Raw genomic sequence first — 22,514 nt, 5'->3', positions numbered from 1 at the left:
TTGTGCTTCTGAGCCCTTCTGGACAGCGGATAAGACAGGGCTCATTCAAGGACTAAAAAAATTCAAATTTAATATCATGGTATACATTGACAAAAAGGGACGGCTCCCTCATAATGCAATTAATGATAATGATTATCATTATCTATTAATATTACATAAGCAGGGGAGATACGAATCAATGAGAACATATACAGCGAAAAAGGGGTTTGTCGGGATTTTATTATCACTTTTTTTGGTGATTGCTTTGGCAGGATGCGGTTCAGCTAACAATGCAAATGATGCAGGTGAGAGCAGCGGAGCCGGGAACAAGCCGGCAGAGACCGCATCAGAGAAACCTGTAACATTCAAGGATAACCGTGGTGAGGTTACGCTTGCCAAGCCTGCGACGCGTGTGGTCACACTGGAATGGACATATACAGAAGATGTTATTGCACTGGGTGTGCAGCCGATCGGTAATGCAGACAACGCGAACTACAAGATTTATGTTACACCACAGGCCGCGCTGGACAGCAATGTCACGGATGTCGGGACACGGGGAGAACCCAACCTGGAGACGATCGCTGCCCTGAAGCCGGATCTGATCATTGCGGATGCCAGAAGTCATGAAGCTATCTATGATCAGCTGAAGGCGATCGCACCAACGATAGAATTCAGTCCGTACAGCGGTAATGGTTATGACTATGACAAAATGACGGAAATTTTCAATACAATTGCCGTTGCAGTAGGCAAGGAAGACAAGGCGAAGCAGGTACTGCAGGAACTGGATCAGCATTATGCAGAAGCCAAAGAAAAGCTTGCCGCAGCTGGTAAAGCTGACTTTCATTATGCGCTGACCCAAGCGTTCACCTATCAGAATGCCGTCAGCCTGCGCATGTTCTCGGACAATTCCGTTGTTGTAGGGACTTTGGCGAAGATCGGATTAATCAATGACTGGAAGCCTGCCAAACTTGAGGAGTATGGCTTCACGACCGTAGGCATCGAAGCACTCCCTGAGGTGCAGGACAGCAACTTCATCTACATTACACAGCCAGATGACGATGTATTTGGTACCGCTATGAAGGATAACAAGGTGTGGAACGGTCTTAAATTTGTCAAAGAAAAACGTACGTACCCGCTGGGCAGCACGACCTGGACTTTTGGCGGACCTGTATCCTCCAAAGAGCTGGTTGACCAGGTAGTGGGAGCTATTACGAAATGAGCACGGTCCGGGTGACACGCCGGTTCTATAACTGGCGGATGATGAGCATCTATGGGGGCGGTCTTACCGCTCTCATCGTGCTTTTTTTTGTAAGCCTATGTTACGGAGAGGCGGAAATTCCCCTTCATACAGTGATCAGTGCTCTGACACACAGACAAGACACGCTGGAACATGATATGGTCTGGGACCTGCGGATGCCGCGAACCGTTATCGGCATTCTGGCCGGGGGTGCGCTGGCCGTGGCCGGGGCGCTGCTGCAGACCATTACGCGTAACCCGCTGGCTGCATCCGATACGCTGGGTATTAACGCAGGTGCTTATTTTGTAGTCGTATTGGGTACCGTGTTATTCCCGGGAGTTCTGCGCCAGTCGCCGTTCCTGTTTGCTGCGATCGGAGGATTGCTGGCAGCTGGAGCAGCCTATTTGATGGGGGGAGGGCGTACGTCCAGCCCGGTACGACTCGCCTTGTCGGGGTTGATCGTTTCTATGGTACTGGGCTCATTTACAAGTGCGCTGCATATCTTTTTCTCCGAACAAACCCAGGGGCTGTTCCTGTGGGGCTCAGGGACGCTGGTACAGAATGATTGGAGCGGGGTACGTTTTGTCTGGCCGTGGGTGCTCGGAATTACGATCGCTGCGCTGCTGCTATCCAGGCAGTGGGATGTGCTGGATCTGGATGAGTCTACAGCCTCTTCGCTCGGTCAAAAGGTAGGACTGACAAGAGCCGGAGGGCTGTTGATCGCTGTCTTGCTGGCGGCGGTCATTGTCAGCATTGTCGGGCCGATCGGTTTCGTGGGGCTCGTTGCACCGCATCTGGTGCGGTTAAGCGGGGCGCGTTCACACCGTATGCTGCTCCCGGGGGCCTTCCTCTGGGGTTCGGCGCTGCTCGTCGGTGCAGATGTTCTTGCTAAAATGGTGCACAACTCCAGCATGGAACTTCCAACTGGTGCGGTAATGGCCATCATCGGTTCTCCCTGCCTGGTCTGGCTTGTACTCACACGCATGAATGCTGCGAATGGGGCAGGTGGTGCATCTTCTTCCATGAGCGTTGGAGGACGGAACCGGCGCTGGCCTTTTATATGGGTGGCAAGCCTGTTCACGGTAATGACGATTGTACTTCTTGTGGTTAGTACCATGTTTGGCGGCATGCGGATTCCACTGGCCGAGCTGCTGCCAAGCCTGTTCCAGTCGGATGGACTCTACTCGGCGCTGGTGCAGCTTCGAATACCGCGGACACTGGTTGCCGCAGGTGCAGGGGCAGCTATTGCCATCAGCGGGGTACTCATTCAGATGGCGGTACGCAATCCATTGGCAGACGCATCCATCGTAGGGGTATCTTCGGGTGCGGGGCTTGGGGCGATGACGGTGATGATCTTATGGCCCGGGCTTCCGTTCGTCTTTGTTCCCGCAGCGGCTATTGCCGGCGGGGTTGCTGCTGCTGTTATTATATTTTTCCTGGCATGGAGAAAAGCGCTTAATCCGTCGGCCGTCGTGCTCATGGGGATCGCCATTTCCGCCATCACGGCAGCAGGAATTCAAATTTTGATCGTACGCGGGGCCCTGTATGGAAGCTCCAGCTACATTTGGCTGACCGGCAGCACCTATGCACGTACCTGGGATCAGGTGAAAATGATTGCGATACTATTGATTCTGCTGCTGCCGTTCGTCTGGTGGCTGGCCCGGCGCTTTGAGCTGCTGGTGTTTGATGAGCACAGCGCGGCAGGGCTTGGTATACGTGTACGCAGGACCCGTCTCTTGTCAATGGCAGCAGGTGTTCTGCTAGCTGCTGGAGCGGTTGCCTGTGTAGGGACGATCGGATTTATCGGTTTGATTGCTCCGCATCTGGTGCGTCTGCTGGCAGGACATCAGCTGAGGCATTCCTTATTCCTGTCTGCCCTAGTCGGCGCGGTCATGCTCGTACTGGCCGATACGATCGGCCGGACCGTGATTGCGCCCACCGAGGTGCCTTCCGGCCTGCTGATTGCTTTGATTGGGACACCGTATTTCCTGTATATCATGTATCGTTCCAACTGGCACCGGCCGCAGGGGTAAGGATACTATTGAGGGTGAAGGAAAGATCATTGCAGAGGTTAGATTAACAAGACACTGGCAGATGGCTCACTTGCAGCCTGCCAGTGTCTTGTTAAATAATTTTATCCGAGTTTCTTGATGAACTATATTTTATAGGACGTGTTATCGATCTTCCAGCCATACTTTGTTTTCAAAAAGATAATATATGTATTCATTACGCCACTCTCACCTGTATCATAGTCCTCATATTTTATTTTTCCATGTAAGGTAGCTTTATTACCATCCGAAGAAAAAGACAATTGACTCGTGTTCTTCTCAAGTTCAGGTAAATAAATTGAGTTAGTATCAACTAGAGATTCTGAATATTTTTCATAAATAAGATTGTAGGTTAGTAAGTACTGCATGTTGTTTTTATAACTGGTGAAGCTGATGCTGGGTGTTTTATATATTTTTTTGCTCGCATTATTCACTAGATTAACTGCTTCTGTCAAACTAAGCTTTCCGATATGTGGTCTCAAGTCATCTCGTTTTCCGTCCTGTCCATAAACATATTTTAAATATTTTTTATTAACGGAATCCCATTTATACATATACTTATCATAAATCGCTACAGAGTGTGCGACATTACGTGTTTCTTCTGCTAGATACCACTCATAACCGTAGATTTCATCATTTCCATCTTTGTCTGAATCTTTAATGACTCTGGTACCTTCACTTGAATCAATTTGAGCCAGGGTTATAAGTTTATTATTTCTCAACGCTAAAATAACCATATTAGATCCTCCGCTGCCGCCAGGAAGGTTATCGAGAGCCAGACAATTTTTATGAGTTTTATTTTTAAGCTGGTGAAGTTGAAAAGGGATGAATTCATAGTTTTCGTATTTTTGAACCGCGATCAGTTTGCCTGTTTTGCTGTAAATGCCAATATAACCCCTTGAATCTTCTCCCATTCTTGCATTCCACGCTAAAATAATAATTTCACTCGTACCATCATTTGTAAGATCATAAATCATCGTTTGGCGGATATCAGTATTCTTTAGTTTATATTTTTGTAAGAAGTCAGTCTGGGCTTTATAAACGGCAGTCTGTAATTGAGTCGGCGCAGCAGATGCGCTGCTTGAATAGACTTGTAGTGAACAAAGCAAGATAACAATAACTTTAACAGATTACTGCGCTTATAGACGATGTTTCAAGTCCTTGTATCTTTGAGTCTTGTAAGTGGTGGATCTATGGAAGAACGGCAGCTGCACATCTGTGAAATCATTAGCATATGTAATATTATGAATGTCTAGATATTCGTCTTGCAAAAGCTGTTAATAGGTTTGGACGTTTCCATCTCATGAGTAGAACATCGTGTGTAAATCATTCGGCTATAGAGAAGGTGAATAGCTCTTTCCGTTGAATAATGGGCGGAATAGGTTTGCGCGGCTTCCATAATTTTAACTCGTATTCCTTGAATGTCCTTCTATCCATGGATAGCCAGGCACCAACATGCATTATGGGCAACATTAAAGTCCTCGGGTAAAAGCTCAGAGCGAGCCAAATCTATTCTGTGAATAGTTTCATCTTCAGAATCATAACCGAACCAAAGGTGCCAGATTTCAAGGCTGGTTTCCGGATCAAGGGACATGACATAATGATGCATTTCCTGTGCAAAATCCATTTCCCTAACATCGATCATGTAGAAATGACGGAACTCCGAATATTTACTCATTATTTTAGCGGCGTTCGGGACATGGCTCACATACAATCGTTTCGGCACTACGGAACCGACTCTATATAGAATTTCTGTATGTTTGTCCAACTCTTTCCATGGAATCATCGTAGCGGGAATATCCATGCGAATCATATCAGCCACTGTCAGCTTCTGATAGGTAGTATCTTTAATCTCCGGAAGCGGACGGTTGGCTGCGATGAAATATTCAAAGCTCATTTTGATCTCCACCTTGCCATCGAAGTGATGAGAAGCTTAGGGAGCCGAATTTTTGTTCTCTAATAATAATACGCTCTCCTCTCCCTGCTGTCCATTGGTGATAAAAAGGAGATTTACACGCGGAAGGGTTCGGTATCCTTTACTGTAGATGAGGTAGTCGCACCTTCTGAAGCCAACATGAATCATGTTCGCGCGGCAGCGTTACCGGATTTTGCAGTCTTTGGCGCCTCGTTACAAGCAGCGGATGAAGAGATTCACCAAAGTGCACCAAATTATATCCGTTATATCTGTGAATATCAGAATAAAGTCGGGAAGCGGTCCATTTAACCTCTATTTTGTTACTTTGCTTGGTTATGTCTTATTTATTTACATCTTGGATACATTTCGGTTTCAAAATGGATATATCCGGCAGTTAAGATTAGTTTGTAAAGGAAAACAAAACATGAAGGAGATGGATGAATCATGCGTTACCCACAATGGATCACAGCATCGATCGCGGCAAGTATACTTTTGACGGGGACAGTATCGGCTCAGCCAGCGTCGGCAGCTGGAAAAGCCACAAGACCGGCCGCTTCTACCGGTTCGAATTCTGTCACAACCTCTGCCAAGGACCCCGCCACAACTTCCCAGAAGCTGAACTTTTCTTTGAGTGATGTGCCCTATACGCCCGCTCAATACAAACAAATCGTTAAAGCCTTCGCTGCTTTTAAAGGCTTTGAAACGCCGTATGTGCCTTCGCGCATGATCACTGGCGACGCATTCCAAAAAGTAGGCGTTGGCGGTGATAGCGTTACATTCATTTTCAAATACATGAGGGTTTCCATATCTCCGCGCGACGATTCCTACAGCTACAAAGGCACCATAGTGACGCTGCCCAATTCCAATAGCGTGAAAGGCAAATGGTACAAAGTTAATGGTACCGACATGCTGACATTCCCTTTGAAGGATCGGTTTGTCACGATATATGCTCCTTATCATTCGTTGAGTAAAACGAAATTGGAGCATGTGGCTGTAGACGTTACACGGTACGCACCTTAAGCCTATGCCGAACTGGCGTTATGTGCGTGCGAACAGATGTTACACCAAGATAAGAGGAATCCAGCTTGTCTTGGTGTTTTATTTATCGCTATTTGACCCGTATACTTAGTTGAAAAGCACTTCATTGGGAAAGGAGACTTCATTCTATGAACTATTATTTTCTGGAATCTCAATATCCACGTGGAGGATATATTCGTGGAGGAACGACCTTTACTCCCGAATTAGATATGAATTATTCAGCCATAGAGAATCCGCTGCCATAGGGGACGACGGCAGAGGTTTAGTTACTGCTTGAAGAGCGAATTACATAGATATAGTGAAAGCAAACAAAATGATTTGGGAAACGATATTACCCGAATGGAGAGATGAGGAATGGCAGCGTTCCAGCCAATGCTTTTGCGGGTCTCAATTGATTTTACGATCATAGGAATATCGAAAAGAATCTGCTGTTAAAACTTTGTAAATTACATTTCAAAATCATCTCAACACTAAAAAGCCCGCGTAGGATGCGGGCTTTTCTACTTGAAACCATGTTAATCTTCCTCACTAGTCGCAATCGCATTTCCCTCATAGCTGATCCAGTCGCTCCAGCTGCCCGCATACAGCCGCACGTTCTTAAAACCGGCAGCCTGCAGTGCCAGCACATTCGGACAGGCAGATACCCCGGAGCCGCAATACACAATGTATTCCTCATTCGGATCAAGATCTGCATAATGCTGCTGCAGCTCCTCCACACTCTTGAAACTTCCGTCTTCCTTAAGGACATCTTTCCAAAAGAAGTTGATTGCTCCCGGGATATGCCCGGCTTTGGGGTCCATCGTCTCGTTCTGGCCGAGATAGCGGTCATAAGACCGGGAATCGATAAGAGCTGCCGTGCCATTGAATGCTGACGCCCCTGAAGTTCTATGATCAGAGACGGAATTGACCTCCAACATATCAGCCAGCAGCTGCGGTTGAACGTGTGCCGTATACGTGCTTGGTATCCGCACAGGCTGGGCATCCGTCACGGGAAATTTGGCATCTTTCCATGCCGTGAAACCTTGATCCAATACATAGACATGCTCATGTCCCAGCCAGCGAAGCATCCACCACAGCCGGGACGCATACATCCCGTTCTGGTCATCATAAGCGACGATGCGGGAATCATTGCTGATACCAGCCTTTGCGAGGCGTTGGGCGAATTGTTCAGGATCAGGCAGCGGATGACGGCCGCCATGCTCGCTAACCGGAGCGGACAGATCCTCTTCCAGATCGAGATAGACGGCACCGGGAATATGGCTGTCTGCATAAGCTTTTTGTCCTGCAGCAGGGCTGCCTAATTCAAAGCGGCAGTCCACAATGACAAGGTCGGGCTCGTACATGCGTGCGAGCAGCCAGTTTTTCGTTACAATGGGAACCATATGTACACCTCCGCGATGAAATAGGTAAGAAATTTGATTTAAGTAAGTGTGATCAGCAAGGATTGCAGTCAGCACATACAACCATTTTATCAGAAGAAACGCCCTTGGGATAAACGGGATTTAGAACGGACAAGAAAAATGATAAATACGGCTGAATCCAACGTTAAGAAAAGCCTGTATCCCTAAAGGGACACAGGCCTCTTCCATCATTTTTTTAATTCGCAATCTTATCGTTTGGCATCACAGGGACATCCGGAGCTGTACGATCAACCGGAAGCTCCACAACCTTATTGTCTCCGCGTCCGTAACGGATGAAGAGCCACACGCCGGCTAGAATAAAAGCACCTGCACCGAACTGAAGCGGCGTCAGCTTCTCACCCAGCAGCATCCAGGCCAGCAGAGAGGAGAAGACGGGCTCCCCGAGCACGGCCATGGATACAGCGGCCGCGTTGATATACTTGAGCAGCCAGTTGAAGAGGTAGTGCCCGAACAGCGTCGGTACAATCGCCAGCAGCAGGAAGATACCCCACTCGCGGGGAGCATAACCTGTAAAAGGGTATCCCTGCACGATGTTATACAGAGCAAGCGAAGTAGCCGCAATCATGAACACCCAGAAATTATAGACAAAAGCACTTAGCTGCTCGCGCAGATGCTTGCCGATCAGCATGTGAACCGAGACGGCTACGGTCCCCAGAATAGAGAGCACATCGCCGGTGAGAGCCTGGCCGGACAGCTTGAAATCTCCCGAAGCAATCGCCAGCGACCCGAGAATGGCCATCCCCATTCCGATGATCATCATGCGGTTCGTCTTGGTCCGGAAGAAGAAATAAGAGCCGAGCATGACCAGAATAGGCTCCAGGGATAGGAAAACCGTCGAGCTTGCAACGGTCGTCAGGCGAAGTGACGCCATCCAGAGCAGGAAGTGAAGACCCAGCGCGATACCGGACCACGCCAGCATACTCCACTGCCTTGCACTCAGATGAAATAGTTCATTTCGGTATCTCCAGGCGAGCGGCAGCATCAGCAGATTGGTCAGGTACAGCCGGTACATGGCCACCACCGATACTTCCGCCGTCGACCATTTAATAAAAATGGAAGAGAACGAAATGGCGATAATCCCAATAATGTAGAGAAGTTCAAACGTATGGGATGATTTTTGTTTTGCATTCATGACAGCAGCTCCGCATATATATATTTGTGGCAGGTTTCCGTATAAGGATTAAATTTAAGGAAAGGCCAGGCTTTATTATACTAAAGACAACCGGCAAGGGGAATGCAAAAATAGGCAGAAAAGCATTTGCGCGCAAAACGGGTAATAGAAGGTAAGCAAACTTGCAAGGATCAGGCAGTAAACTCATTCTCGGAGGTGGCTTATGATGACGAAACGAACTTATATTACATCTGCTTTGCTGACGGCTGTACTTGCTTTTCCGCTGACAGTGTATGGCCAGAGCTCACCGGCTGCATCCGGCGCAACAGGACACGCTGCCCCAACGGTAACTATGAATGCTCAACATACAGCCACAACGGCTCCGGCTACAGTCAAAACAACGAAGATGCTGATTTCAACCGGTTTTTACAATGGACAGCAGGATCCGCATACGATTGAGATCGAGACCAACGGAGTACCGGATGCTTATCAGATCAGCGATGAGCTTGCCGCAAAGCTGGACCAGCTTCCGGAGGGCGGCGTTATTACATTTGAATATATGGTCAAAACGTTACCGGGAGAACCGGAGCTTCAGCAGCGGATTCTGGTCCGGGCAGCTCCCGGCTACAAAACTTCACTAACTGCGTCTAAGACCATATCCCACTGACACATCCACATCTATAGCTGAGATTTCTGTACCCCTTCATTATAGTGAGGGGGTTTTTGCTTTCTCCTGCACGTATTAAATGAAATATTATCCAGCCGCTGGGCGGATAGGCTGGTCAATCCGGTGCCACAATCCTATAATAGGTATGGCTGTTGTGTTCAAGCAGCTTACAGATTATCCTAGCGGGGGACTTGCTCATGAGAGTAGAAAAAGATTTTCTAGGGACCAAAGAAGTGCCGCTTGATGCGTATTACGGAATTCAGACGATGCGGGCATCCGAGAATTTTCCGATTACCGGGCAGCGGATTCATCCAGAGCTGATCAAGGCCATGGCCATGGTTAAAAAAGCGGCTGCAGCTGCCAACATGGAATTGAAACGCCTGATTCCTGCCAAAGCGGAGCCGATCATCCAGGCTGCTGACGAAGTGATCAGCGGACGCTGGAACGATCAGTTTATTGTGGACCCGATTCAGGGTGGAGCAGGCACCTCGATTAATATGAATACCAATGAAGTCATTGCGAATCGTGCACTTGAAATTGCCGGGCTGCCGAAGGCAAGCTACGCCGATATTAGCCCCAATAACCATGTGAACATGGCGCAGTCAACGAACGATTCTTTTCCGACAGCGGTTCATCTGGCGGTTCTCGCCATGATTGACAAGCTGCTCGTAACGATGAATGAGCTGCAGCAGACATTTGAAGCCAAAGCGGCTGAATTTGATAGTGTCATCAAAATGGGACGCACTCATCTCCAGGATGCTGTGCCTATTCGTCTGGGACAGGAATTTCAGGCTTATTCCCGTGTGCTGAAGCGGGACATCGGGCGTGTGGCCGCTACACGAACCCATCTTCTCAGCATTAACATGGGAGCAACGGCGGTCGGAACCGGACTGAATGCCGATGTACGTTATATCAGCCGGGTAGCCGAGATTTTGGCCGAGATCAGCGGCTTTCCGCTGAAGCCGGATGAGCATCTGGTAGATGCCACCCAGAATACGGATGCATACACCGAAGTATCCGCGGCATTGAAAATCTGCATGATCAATATGTCTAAGGTGGCCAATGATATTCGCCTGATGGCTTCCGGGCCGTATGCGGGTCTCGGCGAGCTGGTGCTGCCTGCAAGACAGCCCGGATCTTCTATCATGCCGGGCAAAGTTAACCCGGTGATGTGTGAAGTGATCAACCAGATCGCCTTCCAGGTCATTGGGAATGACCACACCATTTGTCTGGCTTCTGAAGCCGGCCAGCTGGAACTGAATGTCATGGAACCTGTACTTGTCTATAATCTGCTGCAGTCCCTGGAGATCATGAATAACGGCTTCCGGGTGTTCCGGATTCATTGCGTGGAAGGCATCCAGGCGAATGTGGAGCGCTGTAAAGATTATGTAGAGCGCAGTGTGGGCATGATTACGGCATTGAATCCGCATCTCGGTTATGAAGTGGTATCGCGTATTGCGCGTGAGGCCATTCAAACCGGACGCTCGGTGCGGGAGCTGTGTCTGCTGTATAACGTCTTGACCGAAGAAGAGCTGAATCTGATCCTGGATCCTTATCAAATGACGAAGCCGGGTATCGCCGGAGAAGAGCTTCTTCATCGGGATTAGACGCGATGGAAGGCTAATAGATGGAGGAACCCCGCTGTCTCACAAGGGCGGGGTTCTTTCATTCATTTTTAGAGAAGAAGAGAAGAGGAAGGATGATCAATATGAGCAGAGAGCGTATTGAAGTCAGCATTCATCTGCTGCGGGAATGTCTGGCATTGCGCAGCGGGGAGAGCCTGCTGGTTGTGACGGATGATGACAAGCGGGAGCTCGGCGAGTCCTTATATGAGGCAGGAAAGGAAATGGGCGCAGATGCTTCACTGATGGTGATGCCGGTGCGCTCCAAATCGGGAGAAGAACCACCGAAGATGGTAGCGGAAGCTATGACCCGCGCTAATGTCGTGGTCTGCATCACCCGCTATTCGCTGACTCATACCCAGGCACGCAAACAGGCAGCGGCAGCCGGTGCACGATTGGCGACGATGCCTGGCATGACGGATGACATGTTCCTGAATGGCGCCATCCTGGCCGATTACCAGCAGGTGAAGGCGCTGACCGAACGGGTGACAGACAAGCTTACTGCAGCGACTCGTGTACGGATTGAGAAAGAAGGGTACCATCTGGAATTCTCAACCGCAGGCCGAAACGGGGTGCCAAGCACGGGCATGTACCTGGAGCCAGGACAATCCGGCAACCTGCCTTCCGGCGAAGCTTACATTGCACCTGTGGAAGGCACGGCAGAGGGACAGATTCTCGTAGATGGATCCGTCGCAGGTATCGGCGCACTGAGCGAACCGCTGCTGCTGACCCTCCAGGAAGGCAGGCTTGTGAGTGCCGACGGGGCGGATGGAGCGAGGCTGCTGGACATGCTGGGTGACGGCGATGGGCGGATGCTGGCTGAATTCGGGGTCGGCACCAACGACAAGGCCCGTATTACCGGGGTGGTGCTGGAGGATGAGAAGGTGTACGGGACCATTCATGTTGCCTTCGGCAGCAATAATACGTTTGGCGGGGTCATTACAGCAGGTGTTCACATTGACGGTGTCGTGAAGCAGCCGGATGTTTACTTTGATGAAGTTATCGTCATGAAACAGGGAGATTTGCTTGAATAACAGCTTCGCTATCAGGAAAAGGGGCCCATAGGGCTCCTTAACTATTCCACACACTGATCCATATGAAGTTCCTTCACATCCTGAATGTTAAGAAACACCGGATGGTTCAAATATCTCAGTGAATTGATGGGTCTGCACATCGTATTCGAACAAGCCCTGCCAGCACATTCAGGCAGGCTTTTTTGTGCAGAGGCCAAGCCTGGAATATAATACTTGTGCATCCCTGTTGGCGGCATGTCGAAATTTGCATTACAATAGGATGTCGTCATGGTATGATAGCGTTATCATGAAAATTTGAACAAATTGAATTGTGTCCATAGATTATAATAATGTTAGTTGAACTGAAGTATACAGAACAGACAGCATCAGCCTTTAAAGCAAGGCGGGCGAGTAGGGGGCATAAGGATGGACGGATTGTGCAGGGTTCTGATTGTAGACGATGAAATTCTGGTGCGGCAGGGGATGAAGCACCATCTGAACTGGGAGCAGGAAGGCTTCCGGATCGTGGGTGAAGCCAGCAACGGACAGGAGGCCCTGGAGATGGTGAAGACGCTGCGGCCGCATATTGTGATTACAGATATCGTCATGCCGGTAATGGATGGCGAGGAATTCACCCGTCTGGTCAAACAAGAGTTCTCCGACATCGAAGTTATTGTGCTCAGCAGCTTTGGCGAATTTGATTATGTACGGTCAACGTTCCAGCACGGAGTTGTGGATTATATTTTGAAGCCGAAGCTCGAAGCAGAGCAGCTGCTGGATGTCCTGAAGAAGACAGTCCAGCGAATCCCTTCGCTGGATTATACAGAGTCAGGCGCAGAAGAAACGATCGGTCCCCGACTGGAAGATACACTGGAGAAGCTGATATCCGGGTTTGAGGTAACCCTCAGCCCAGAATGGCTGGCGGAGCATTTTCCGTACAGCGGTTACCTGCTGGCAGCGGTTGACCTAAGGCGATCGGCCGTGAATGAAGAGGAGGCGCTCAGCCTCTTCCATGACCATTGGGAGCTGGAAGGTCTGGATGCGGAATGGAGTGCGGGGCTGCAGCGTCTCCCCGGTCAACCTGGAATGCCAGTTACGTTGATTCATTTCGACCGGCAGCATCTTGCTGCTGCGAAGAACAGGCTGAAGAAAACAGCTGACCGGCTGTCTCAATCTGTAAGCTCCAGCTGTATTCTGGTCAGTCAGGATTTTAAGGCACTGGATCAGCTGGGGCTGATTTACCGGGATCAGCTGGCGAAGCTGGCAGGCCAGCGTTTCTATACACCGGACAGCTCTATGCTGGATGGGGAGTCAACCCCCTTGAATGGAAGTATACGTTTTGATATGAACACCTTTATGGAGGAGATCCGGCGGCGGCATTTTCACAGCGCGTTTCTATCGCTGACAGATAGTGTGAAGCAGATGATCACAGAGGAGCGGCCGGATGTATTTGAGTTCAAGACCTTCCTGAGTAATATCATCTTCAATGTGTCGGTACTTCTCGGCAGCATGAATTATGACACGAAGATGCTGGATGAGAACAAATATAAATATTTCAGGGCCGTGGATGATACACAGGAAGCCGGAGCAGCACTTGCGCTGCTGGAGGATTTCATTGCAGACGTAAATATCGTCACCGGGGGAAGGGAAGGAACGGTGGATCCTGCGCTGACCAAGCTGCTGGATTACATTGAGGAACACTATGCGGATCCGCTGTCGCTGACTGAGGTTGCAAGGCATTTTCACTTTAATCCTTCGTACCTGTCCACCTATTTTGCGGATCGTAACAAGGAAGGCTTCAATGAGTATGTCAACAAGGTCCGCATTGAGAAGGCTGTAGCGCTGCTGCAGTCCGGCAGTATGCCCATTTCGGAGATCAGCGGGAATGTCGGCTATTCGGATCACAGCTATTTTTGTAAAGTGTTCAAAAAATTTAAGGGTCTGTCCCCCAGCCAGTACCGCAAACAGCACTACAGCTGATAGATACCATGGCAGGGCCAGTCCAGGCAGCATGCTGAAGAACCGGGGGATGTGGAGTTCATGCATAAACTGATAGCCAAATTTCGAGATCAGCGTCTTTTTGTCAAAATGTTTATCGTTATGGTGGTTAGCATTATTACTGTGTCGCTCCTGACATCGTGGATTACCGTCCGCATGTCGGAGCGGCTTTTTATGAACACGTTCAGTATTACCAATTCCAAGGTACTCAGCCAAATCAAGGCGAACTTCGATTCATTTAACTACTCGATGATCACGGCGCTGAATAATGCCCAGCAGAGCGGGACCATCAAAAGTTTCCTTACCCAGGGGGACACCGATTCTTTGGGCACCTTCAAAAATTACTACAACATGGAGCAGGCCATGAAGCGAGTGCAGTCCAATGTGGATGCCAACGATCTGAGTGTGACGATGACAGGCATTAACGGACGTGCTTTTTCCGGCGACCGGATCGATTCCTTCATTATTTCGGAGCTGGTCCAGAATGAAGAGATCAAGCGGCGTACGCGGGCGCAGCCGGATCGTCTGCACTATCAATATTACTTGGCCAAGGCCGGACAGAACGGCGGGGGACAGGCTATGGTCATTTCGTCAAAAATTCTTGCGGAGCGTACGACCGGTGAATCCTATGGGATGATCTACTTTACAATTTCGGAGCAGGGCTTCCGCCGGCTCTACGCCAACTTCACCAGTGAAGGCAATGATGTCGCCATCATTGAGAAGACCGGCCGGATCGTATCCAGCAACCGCAGCGAGTGGGTTGGCCAATTCGATCCGGCTCTGCTTCGATATGCCCTGCGCGAGGAAGGCGGCAGCCATACTCTTGTTAATGCAGAGGTCATGGGCCGCAAAAGTCTTGTTCTGGCGGATGATCTGCCTTCGAACGACCTTTATCTGGTCAACATTATTGATAAGGACATGGTCATGGGTCAGGTTATCAACATGAAGACCGTCCTGCTGGTGACCCTGGCCATTGCAGCTGGAGCCTTAATTATCGTATTCCTGATCTCAAGACAGCTGACCAAGTCGCTGACGAAGCTGGTGAAGCAGATGTCAAGCGCGACAAAACATGACCTGGACAATTATATTACCGTGACGGGCAGCTATGAAATTCGGGAACTGGGCAACGCCTACAACGGCATGCTGGACGAGCTGCATGATTATGTGGACCGGCTGGTAGAGACACAGAAAGAACAGCGGAATGCGGAGCTGGCTGCTCTGCAGCGGCAGATTAATCCGCATTTTCTCTATAATACGCTGGCGTCGATCAAATTTCTGGTTCAGCAGGGCGGCAAAGAGAAAGCGGCAGAAATGATCAATGCCCTGATTTCTCTGCTCCAGAATACGATCAGCAATGTCAGCGAGACGATCTCGGTTGCCGATGAAGTCATCAATCTGAAAAATTATGTCTACATCAATCAGATGCGCTATGGAGAGCGGATTCGGGTCAACTATCTGGTGGCGCCGGATTGCATGAATTTCCGGGTGCCCAAGCTGATTATACAGCCGTTTATTGAGAATGCCTTCTTCCATGCTTTTAACAAAAAAACGGAAGGTTTTATCCATGTCTTAATTGCAAGGGAGGGCGGTGATCTGCTCTGTGAGATTGTAGACAATGGGGATGGTATGGATTGCAGCGGCGGGGAGGAAGGACTTCCGAATGCCAAAAGCAAGCGCCAGTTGTTCACCGGAATCGGAGTTCAGAATGTCCATGACCGGATCAAGCTTCTGTATGGGGAGTATTACGGAGTGAATATTACCAGCCAACCTGGCCAAGGGACAAGAGTGACGCTGCGACTGCCGCAAAACGAGGAGGAATAGCACTCTCTATAAAAAGTACAAAAATCTAAAGATATTACAAATTTCCTTTAAGGAAGCGCATACATTTGGCGATAAAAAGACAAATCCAACTAAAAATCCTGCTAACAGCTGATCGCCTGCTGGTGGTAGGATTGTTTTACAGGCAAGGCAAACGCTTTCACAAAGCGCTTACAAAAAAAGAAAATGGGGTTGATACACAATGAAAAAGTTGTTGGCAGTTGTCATGGCAAGCTTCCTGATGCTGACGGCATGTTCTTCAGGCGGGAAGGATGCAGCAAGCTCCGGTGACGCAGGCAGTTCAGGCAGCAGTAAAGAAGTAACAGTATGGGCATGGGATCCTAACTTCAATATCAAGGCACTCAAGATCGCCCAAGAGAAGTACAACAAAACTCACCCTGACGTTAAGATCAAAATTGTTGAATACGCACAAGCAGATATTATCCAAAAGCTGAACACAGGCTTTAACTCCGGTACAACCAAAGGTCTTCCAGACGCGGTGCTGATTGAGGATTACCGTGCACAGGGCTTCATCAAATCCTATCCGGAATCTTTCCACGAGCTGGGAGATAAAGTGAAAGGCTCAGATTTCGCTGATTATAAAGCAGGTCCAACCAGTCTCGATGGCAAACAGTATGGTGTTCCGTTTGACTCCGGTGTAGCCGGTCTCTACATCCGTACGGATTACCTCAAAGAAGCGGGTTATACACTGGATGACCTGAAAGATATCGACTGGATGCAATTTATTGAAATCGGTAAAAAGATCAAAGAAAAAACGGGTAAGAAACTGGTAGCTCTGGATCCGAACGATCTCGGTATCATTCGTATGATGGCTCAATCCGCAGGCTCCTGGTATGTGAAAGATGACGGGGTTACTCCGGATCTGGCTGACAATGCTGCGCTGAAAGAAGCTTTCAAAACTTATAAAGCGTTCATGGATGCCGATGTTGCCAAAATGCAGTCCGACTGGAGCCAGTTCCTGGCCGCATTCAACAGCGGTGATGTAGCTGCGGTTCCTACAGGCAACTGGATTACAGCATCTGTCAAAGCCGAAGCTTCCCAATCCGGAAAATGGGCTGTTGTGCCTCTGCCTAAGCTGGCTAACGTTCCGAATGCAACGCATTACTCCAACCTGGGCGGCAGCTCCTGGTATGTGCTGAACACACCGGCTGCAGATGCAGCTACGGACTTCCTGGCTTCCACTTTTGGTTCCGATGCTGATTTCTATCAGACTCTGAACAAGGAAATCAATGCAATTGGTACATTGAATACAGCAGGCCAAGGTGCTGCATATCAAGAGGCTGATCCGTTCTTCAACAATCAGAAGCTGACATCTGACTTTGCTGAATGGACCAAAGAAATTCCAAAAGTTAACTACGGTGTTAACACATATGCAATTGAAGACATCATGATCGTTGCGATGCAAAATTTCCTTAACGGCGCGGATGTTGATAGTGTCATGAAGGATGCACAAGCACAAGCCGAGACACAAGTAAAATAACGGGCTAACACCCGAACCTGTATCACAATCAGGCGATGACCTCCGATGGCTGGGGTCATCGCCTCTAACAACCTTGGGCACGCGCCTGAGCTCCTCCACCGGACACGGTCTTAGAGGGTAGCCGGTCAGCGGCGTTCAAGGTTGTATTATTTAGGGGAGAAAGGGGACGAAGCGTCATGAAGACGGCAACCAAAGCTGAATTAGCGCTCAATCCAAAAAAAGGCTTAAATATTCGTACCCGCAGCAGTATAACCGGATGGTTGTTCGTGCTGCTTGCAGTAATCATGATTTTTATTTTCTATTTCTATCCGATGATCCAGGCGTTCATCCTGTCCCTGAAGACAGGCACAGGCGTCAACATGGAATACACCGGCTTTAGCAATTACAAACGCCTGCTTTCTGACGTGACCTTCTGGGCAGCGGTTAAAAATACGTTCATTTACCTGATTGTTCAGGTACCGCTTATGATCATTCTGGGTCTGTTCATTTCGGTCCTGCTGAATGACAACAAGCTCAGATTTAAAGGCTTTTTCCGTACAGCGATCTTCCTGCCATGCGTAACCTCGCTGGTAGCTTATGCAGTTGTATTCAAGTACTTGTTTTCTCCAGACGGTCTGGTGAATTCACTTCTGATGAATGTTCACCTGATCAGCAGTCCGATCCAATGGATCACGGATCCGTTCTGGGCCAAGATCACTATCATCATCGCGATCACATGGCGCTGGACCGGATACAACATGATTTTTTATCTGTCTTCCCTGCAAAATATTGACCACTCTGTCTACGAGGCAGCCCGTATTGACGGCGCTTCCGCCTGGACCCAATTTACGAAAATTACGATTCCGCTGCTCAAGCCGATCATTCTGTTCACATCTATTACGTCGACCATCGGTACGCTGCAGCTGTTCGACGAGGTTATGAACATTACGAAGGGCGGACCAGGTAACGCGACATTAACGATTTCCCAGTACATCTACAACCTGTCCTTCAAGTACTCGGCAGACTTTGGTTATGCGGCAACCGTTTCATATTCGATTGTAATCATGATTATTATTTTGTCCTTCATTCAGTTCAAAGCGGCAGGTGAGCGTAATGGCTAATAACGGTAAACGTATTTTCACATATGTCTTTCTGATTCTGGCGGCCGTGATCTCGATTTTCCCGTTCTTGTGGATGATTGTCAGTTCCACCAACGCATCGGTTGATGTAACGCGCGGCCGTTTGCTTCCCGGCTCACACTTGGTAGAGAACTTCAACAACTTGCTGGCGAGCGCGGATATCATGCAGGCGCTCTTGAACTCAGCCAGAATTACGGTAATTACGACGTTACTGTCTCTGCTGATTGCATCGCTGGCCGGATACGGTTTCGAAATTTACCGCAGCCGTGCCAAGGATATCGTCTTCAACATTCTGCTTCTCTCGATGATGATTCCGTTTGCGGCCTTGATGGTTCCGCTGTATCGCATGTTCGCAAGTATTTCGAATACGGTTCCGGTCATCGGTATTGATACGGTAACTTCGGTGATCCTGCCGACCGTGACCACGGCGTTCCTGATCTTCTTCTTCCGCCAGAGCACCAAAATGTTCCCGAAAGATATGCTGGAAGCAGGAAGAATTGACGGACTCAGCGAATTGGGTATTTTCTTCAAAATTTACCTGCCTACAATGAAAACTACCTATGCTGCAGCCGCCATTATTACCTTCATGTCCAGTTGGAACAGCTACATGTGGCCGCTGATTGTCCTGCAGTCTCCGGAGAAAATGACGGTGCCGCTGCTGATCTCCAATCTCGGCTCCAGTTACTCGCCAGACTTCGGAATGATCTTTACGGCGATCGTGATGGCTACCCTGCCTACAGCATTGGTGTTCTTTGCGATGCAGAAGCAGTTCGTTCAAGGTATGGTTGGATCGGTGAAATAATGAAGCTTCACAGATGGAAGGAGATTTAAGCAATGAGCAAGCACACAGCACCAACTTTAGACTGGCTGAGCGATGTGGGCACTTTCGCCGTGAACCGGCTGCCCGCTCACTCGGACCACCGCTACTATGAGACGCTGCAAGAAGCTGAACAGGATCAAGGGGTGAGGCTTCGCCACAGTCTGAACGGAACGTGGAAGTTCAGCTATGCGGAGAATCCCTACGGACGCCAAGAGAACTTTTATAAGCCGGATTATTCCTGCCGCGGGTGGGATGACATCCAGGTGCCCGGGCATATTCAGCTGCAGGGCTACGGACGTCCGCAATATGTCAATACCATGTACCCATGGGATGGATACGATCATTTGCGGCCGCCGCAGATTCCCGCTGATCATAATCCGGTCGGCAGCTATGTGAGATATTTTGAGCTTCCGTCCTTTATGGAGAATGTGCCGGTTCGTATTTCCTTCCAGGGAGCAGAGTCCGCGATCTACGTTTGGTTGAACGGGGAGTTCGTTGGTTACAGCGAAGACAGCTTCACGCCGTCCGAATTTGATCTGACGCCATATATCCAGACGGGTGAGAACAAGCTCGCAGTGGAAGTGTATCAGCGCAGCACCGGAGGCTGGCTGGAAGACCAGGATTTTTGGCGCTTCTCCGGCATTTTCCGTGATGTATATCTGTACACTGTGCCGGAGGTTCATGTGCGTGATCTGCATGTGAAGACAGAGCTGGACAGCAGCTTCAAACAGGCGTCACTCTCCGTCAAGACAGAGCTTGAACAGCTGGGACATGTAGGTTCAGGCCGGATAGAACTGGAGCTGCGTGCTGCGGACGGTCAACGTGTCGCGGCAGGAACTGCTGAATTTTCCGATGCGCAGCTGAGCGTAACCGCCCAGCTGACAGTAGAAAATCCTTCGCTGTGGAGCGCAGAAATTCCTTACCTGTACCGGTTGTATGTATCGGTCTACGCTGCAAATGGTACGCTGCTGGAAGTGGTGCCGCAGAAGGTGGGCTTCCGTCACTTCGAGATGAAGGATAAGATCATGCATTTGAACGGCAAGCGTATTGTGTTCAAAGGGGTTAACCGTCATGAATTCAATGCCCGCCGCGGCCGTGCAATCACCAAGGAAGATATGCTGTGGGATATTCGTACCCTGAAGCAGAACAATATGAACGCCGTGCGTACTTCGCACTATCCGAACCAAAGTTTGTGGTATGAGCTGTGCGACGAGTATGGAGTCTATGTCATTGACGAAATGAACCTGGAAACCCACGGTTCATGGCAGAAGATGGGCGCGGTTGAGCCTTCCTGGGCGATCCCTGGCAGCCAGCCGGAGTGGGAGCCGATCGTTATGGACCGTGCCATCTCCATGGTGGAGCGGGACAAAAACCATCCGTCCATTCTGATCTGGTCCTGCGGAAATGAATCTTATGCAGGTGAGGTGCTTCTGCATGTCTCCGATTATTTCCGCTCGGTGGATCCGAGCCGCCTCGTGCATTATGAAGGTGTGTTCCATGATCGTGACTTTGATGATACCAGCGATATGGAGAGCCGGATGTACGCAAAGGTAGCGGACATTGAAGCTTACTTGAATGACAACCCGGCGAAGCCGTTCATCAGCTGCGAATACATGCATGCGATGGGTAATTCACTGGGCGGCATGCATAAGTATACGGAACTGGAAGACCGCTATCCGATGTACCAGGGTGGATTTATCTGGGATTACATCGATCAGTCCCTGATGCTGCGCAATCGCCAGGATGGTCAGGAGTATCTGGCCTTTGGCGGTGATTTCGATGACCGCTCGACAGACTACAACTTCTGCACGAATGGTATTGTGTATGCAGATCGCAGATTGTCACCGAAAATGCAGGAAGTCAAATTCCTCTACCAGAACATTAAGCTGCTGCCGGACCGTAATGGTGTCACTGTGAAGAATGGCAATCTGTTTGCAGGCACGGATGAGCTGGAGCTCGTATACAGTCTGCTGCGTAACGGCAAAGAGGTAGCAGGAGGCATGCTGGACGTCCATGTGGCAGCTGAGAGCGAAGCTTTTATAGAGCTTCCGCTTACAGGTGAAGATGTACAGCCGGGTGAATATGCAATTAACGTATCCCTTCGTCTTAAGCAGTCTGTACTTTGGGCCGAAGCAGGTCATGAGGTCTCCTTCGGACAATATGTGTATCAGGTGGAGCCAGAGAAGGGAACAGCTTCTTCGCCTGCTCGCGCTGGAGCACCTGTGATGAATTATTCATCCACGGGAACAGCCGAGCTGGACAGTGTCTACACGCTGAGAGTGGTTGAAGGAGATGTTAACATTGGCGTGCAGGGTCATGATTTCAGCGTTCTCTTCTCCAAATCAGTAGGCAGCCTGGTCTCCTTAAATTATGGTGGACGCGAGCTGATCGCTTCACCGCCGGTGCCGCAGTTCTGGCGTGCGACGACGGATAACGATAAAGGAACCGCCATGGCATTTACGTCAGGGGTATGGGCAGCAGCAAGTATGGCCCGCCGCTGTACAGGTGTCGAAATAACACCATCCGGTTCGGATGTGACGGTATCCTTCACGTATCAGCTGAGCATCAGCCAGGAGCTGGAAGTCACGGCAGCCTATACGGTTCAGCCGGACGGACAGGTACAGGTGCGCTATCGCTATAAGGGTGCAGCCGGTCTGCCGGATGTGCCAGTACAGGCGCTGTCCTTCAAGATTCCGGCCGATTACAGCCAGCTCGACTGGTATGCGATGGGACCGGAAGAGAATTATGCGGACAGGAAGCATGGTGCACGGCTGGGCCGCTTCTCTACGAAGACGGCCGATGCTCTGGCCGGTTATGTGGTGCCGCAGGAGTCGGGGAACCGTACGGGCGTCCGTCAGGTTGCAATTACGGATGCTGCCGGCCATGGCCTGCGCATTGTGTCCCCTGCCGTCCAGCCGGTCGAGTGCAACATCTCGCCGTATACGGCCTTCGAGCTGGAGAATGCCTATCATGTCTATGAGCTGCCTCCGGTTCATTATACGGTTGTCACCGTAGCCGGACGCCAGATGGGTGTGGGCGGCGATGACAGCTGGGGTGCGCCAGTTCTGCCGGAGTACCGGATTTCGGCTGACGAGGATTACGAGTTTACGTTTACGCTTCAACCTATTCAGCCAACTGTATAACCTTGAATAAGCAAGCCCCGGACCGGCACAAGCCGCTGTCCGGGGCTTTTGTATGGGCTCTGGAA

18 protein-coding genes are annotated in these 22,514 nt (G+C 49.7%); 14 read left to right on the top strand and 4 right to left on the bottom strand.

The annotated features are described in order from the left end of the window. Positions 1-178: 178 nt before the first annotated feature. Positions 179-1,198 (top strand): ABC transporter substrate-binding protein, encoded by a 1,020-nt coding sequence (locus tag Q5741_RS15150; RefSeq protein WP_305024950.1) that lies wholly within the window; start codon positions 179-181, stop codon positions 1,196-1,198. Beyond that, positions 1,195-3,249: an iron ABC transporter permease gene (locus Q5741_RS15145; RefSeq protein WP_305024949.1), complete on the top strand. Its 2,055-nt coding sequence runs from the start codon at positions 1,195-1,197 to the stop codon at positions 3,247-3,249. The genes Q5741_RS15150 and Q5741_RS15145 overlap by 4 nt, the downstream gene beginning before the upstream one ends. A gap of 122 nt (positions 3,250-3,371) precedes the next feature. Here the strand turns inward: Q5741_RS15145 and Q5741_RS15140 are convergent, their stop codons facing one another. Both Q5741_RS15140 and Q5741_RS15135 read right to left on the bottom strand, forming a co-directional pair. Then, a complete protein-coding gene (locus Q5741_RS15140; RefSeq protein ID WP_305024948.1) occupies positions 3,372-4,241 on the bottom strand; it encodes a hypothetical protein in 870 nt (289 codons plus the stop codon). A 452-nt stretch (positions 4,242-4,693) separates the two neighbouring features. Further along, on the bottom strand, positions 4,694-5,161 hold the full coding sequence (locus Q5741_RS15135) for a hypothetical protein (RefSeq protein ID WP_305024947.1): 468 nt from the start codon (positions 5,159-5,161) through the stop codon (positions 4,694-4,696). A 177-nt stretch (positions 5,162-5,338) separates the two neighbouring features. Between Q5741_RS15135 and Q5741_RS15130 the strand changes: the two genes are divergently transcribed. Next, the gene (locus Q5741_RS15130; protein ID WP_305024946.1) at positions 5,339-5,488 is read left to right on the top strand and encodes a hypothetical protein; all 150 of its coding nucleotides are present in this window, start codon (positions 5,339-5,341) and stop codon (positions 5,486-5,488) included. A 135-nt stretch (positions 5,489-5,623) separates the two neighbouring features. Further along, on the top strand, positions 5,624-6,199 hold the full coding sequence (locus Q5741_RS15125) for a hypothetical protein (protein WP_305024945.1): 576 nt from the start codon (positions 5,624-5,626) through the stop codon (positions 6,197-6,199). Between the two features lie 533 nt (positions 6,200-6,732). On the opposite strand, the gene Q5741_RS15120 is transcribed toward Q5741_RS15125, so the two are convergent. Both Q5741_RS15120 and Q5741_RS15115 read right to left on the bottom strand, forming a co-directional pair. After that, positions 6,733-7,599, bottom strand: a complete 867-nt coding sequence (locus tag Q5741_RS15120) for a sulfurtransferase (protein WP_305024944.1) — start codon at positions 7,597-7,599, stop codon at positions 6,733-6,735. A 214-nt stretch (positions 7,600-7,813) separates the two neighbouring features. Next, positions 7,814-8,770 (bottom strand): DMT family transporter, encoded by a 957-nt coding sequence (locus tag Q5741_RS15115; protein ID WP_305024943.1) that lies wholly within the window; start codon positions 8,768-8,770, stop codon positions 7,814-7,816. 205 nt (positions 8,771-8,975) lie between these two features. Between Q5741_RS15115 and Q5741_RS15110 the strand changes: the two genes are divergently transcribed. The 10 genes from Q5741_RS15110 to Q5741_RS15065 all read left to right on the top strand — a co-directional run bounded on the left by Q5741_RS15110 (position 8,976) and on the right by Q5741_RS15065 (position 22,449). Further along, on the top strand, positions 8,976-9,416 hold the full coding sequence (locus Q5741_RS15110) for a hypothetical protein (protein WP_305024942.1): 441 nt from the start codon (positions 8,976-8,978) through the stop codon (positions 9,414-9,416). A gap of 197 nt (positions 9,417-9,613) precedes the next feature. Next, positions 9,614-11,023: an aspartate ammonia-lyase gene (gene aspA / locus Q5741_RS15105; RefSeq protein WP_305024941.1), complete on the top strand. Its 1,410-nt coding sequence runs from the start codon at positions 9,614-9,616 to the stop codon at positions 11,021-11,023. A gap of 101 nt (positions 11,024-11,124) precedes the next feature. Next, complete coding sequence (locus tag Q5741_RS15100) at positions 11,125-12,072, top strand: aminopeptidase (protein WP_305024940.1); 948 nt, start codon at positions 11,125-11,127, stop codon at positions 12,070-12,072. 405 nt (positions 12,073-12,477) lie between these two features. Further along, on the top strand, positions 12,478-14,031 hold the full coding sequence (locus tag Q5741_RS15095) for a response regulator transcription factor (protein ID WP_305024939.1): 1,554 nt from the start codon (positions 12,478-12,480) through the stop codon (positions 14,029-14,031). Between the two features lie 60 nt (positions 14,032-14,091). After that, positions 14,092-15,870 carry a cache domain-containing sensor histidine kinase gene (locus Q5741_RS15090; protein WP_305024938.1) on the top strand — a complete coding sequence of 593 codons (1,779 nt, stop codon included), beginning with the start codon at positions 14,092-14,094 and terminating at the stop codon, positions 15,868-15,870. Positions 15,871-15,935: 65 nt separating this feature from the next. Next, on the top strand, positions 15,936-16,073 hold the full coding sequence (locus Q5741_RS15085; RefSeq protein WP_305024937.1) for a hypothetical protein: 138 nt from the start codon (positions 15,936-15,938) through the stop codon (positions 16,071-16,073). After that, the gene (locus tag Q5741_RS15080) at positions 16,070-17,368 is read left to right on the top strand and encodes an ABC transporter substrate-binding protein (protein WP_305024936.1); all 1,299 of its coding nucleotides are present in this window, start codon (positions 16,070-16,072) and stop codon (positions 17,366-17,368) included. The genes Q5741_RS15085 and Q5741_RS15080 overlap by 4 nt, the downstream gene beginning before the upstream one ends. Before the next feature lie 176 nt (positions 17,369-17,544). Further along, on the top strand, positions 17,545-18,468 hold the full coding sequence (locus Q5741_RS15075; protein WP_305024935.1) for a carbohydrate ABC transporter permease: 924 nt from the start codon (positions 17,545-17,547) through the stop codon (positions 18,466-18,468). Next, positions 18,461-19,288 (top strand): carbohydrate ABC transporter permease, encoded by an 828-nt coding sequence (locus Q5741_RS15070; protein ID WP_305024934.1) that lies wholly within the window; start codon positions 18,461-18,463, stop codon positions 19,286-19,288. Before Q5741_RS15075 ends, Q5741_RS15070 begins: the two co-directional genes overlap by 8 nt. Before the next feature lie 32 nt (positions 19,289-19,320). Further along, entirely contained in the window at positions 19,321-22,449 is a 3,129-nt protein-coding gene (locus tag Q5741_RS15065; protein WP_305024933.1) for a glycoside hydrolase family 2 TIM barrel-domain containing protein, read from the top strand. The last annotated feature ends 65 nt before the right edge of the window (positions 22,450-22,514 follow it).

Origin of the sequence: Paenibacillus lacisoli (assembly GCF_030580655.1) — a bacterium.
Lineage (GTDB): Bacteria > Bacillota > Bacilli > Paenibacillales > Paenibacillaceae > Paenibacillus > Paenibacillus lacisoli.
This window is presented reverse-complemented; position numbering and strand designations above follow the sequence as displayed.

What these genes read in the sequence shown, in the direction of transcription:
- Q5741_RS15080 (WP_305024936.1), top strand. Translation starts at nt 16,070, where the DNA reads ATGAAAAAGTTGTTGGCAGTTGTCATGGCAAGCTTCCTGATGCTGACG.
- Q5741_RS15125 (WP_305024945.1), top strand. Translation starts at nt 5,624, where the DNA reads ATGCGTTACCCACAATGGATCACAGCATCGATCGCGGCAAGTATACTT.
- Q5741_RS15110 (WP_305024942.1), top strand. Translation starts at nt 8,976, where the DNA reads ATGACGAAACGAACTTATATTACATCTGCTTTGCTGACGGCTGTACTT.
- Q5741_RS15095 (WP_305024939.1), top strand. Translation starts at nt 12,478, where the DNA reads ATGGACGGATTGTGCAGGGTTCTGATTGTAGACGATGAAATTCTGGTG.
- Q5741_RS15075 (WP_305024935.1), top strand. Translation starts at nt 17,545, where the DNA reads ATGAAGACGGCAACCAAAGCTGAATTAGCGCTCAATCCAAAAAAAGGC.
- Q5741_RS15150 (WP_305024950.1), top strand. Translation starts at nt 179, where the DNA reads ATGAGAACATATACAGCGAAAAAGGGGTTTGTCGGGATTTTATTATCA.
- Q5741_RS15090 (WP_305024938.1), top strand. Translation starts at nt 14,092, where the DNA reads ATGCATAAACTGATAGCCAAATTTCGAGATCAGCGTCTTTTTGTCAAA.
- Q5741_RS15115 (WP_305024943.1), bottom strand. Translation starts at nt 8,770, where the DNA reads ATGAATGCAAAACAAAAATCATCCCATACGTTTGAACTTCTCTACATT.
- Q5741_RS15130 (WP_305024946.1), top strand. Translation starts at nt 5,339, where the DNA reads ATGAATCATGTTCGCGCGGCAGCGTTACCGGATTTTGCAGTCTTTGGC.
- aspA (WP_305024941.1), top strand. Translation starts at nt 9,614, where the DNA reads ATGAGAGTAGAAAAAGATTTTCTAGGGACCAAAGAAGTGCCGCTTGAT.
- Q5741_RS15120 (WP_305024944.1), bottom strand. Translation starts at nt 7,599, where the DNA reads ATGGTTCCCATTGTAACGAAAAACTGGCTGCTCGCACGCATGTACGAG.
- Q5741_RS15100 (WP_305024940.1), top strand. Translation starts at nt 11,125, where the DNA reads ATGAGCAGAGAGCGTATTGAAGTCAGCATTCATCTGCTGCGGGAATGT.
- Q5741_RS15065 (WP_305024933.1), top strand. Translation starts at nt 19,321, where the DNA reads ATGAGCAAGCACACAGCACCAACTTTAGACTGGCTGAGCGATGTGGGC.
- Q5741_RS15070 (WP_305024934.1), top strand. Translation starts at nt 18,461, where the DNA reads ATGGCTAATAACGGTAAACGTATTTTCACATATGTCTTTCTGATTCTG.
- Q5741_RS15140 (WP_305024948.1), bottom strand. Translation starts at nt 4,241, where the DNA reads ATGATTTATGATCTTACAAATGATGGTACGAGTGAAATTATTATTTTA.
- Q5741_RS15135 (WP_305024947.1), bottom strand. Translation starts at nt 5,161, where the DNA reads ATGAGCTTTGAATATTTCATCGCAGCCAACCGTCCGCTTCCGGAGATT.
- Q5741_RS15145 (WP_305024949.1), top strand. Translation starts at nt 1,195, where the DNA reads ATGAGCACGGTCCGGGTGACACGCCGGTTCTATAACTGGCGGATGATG.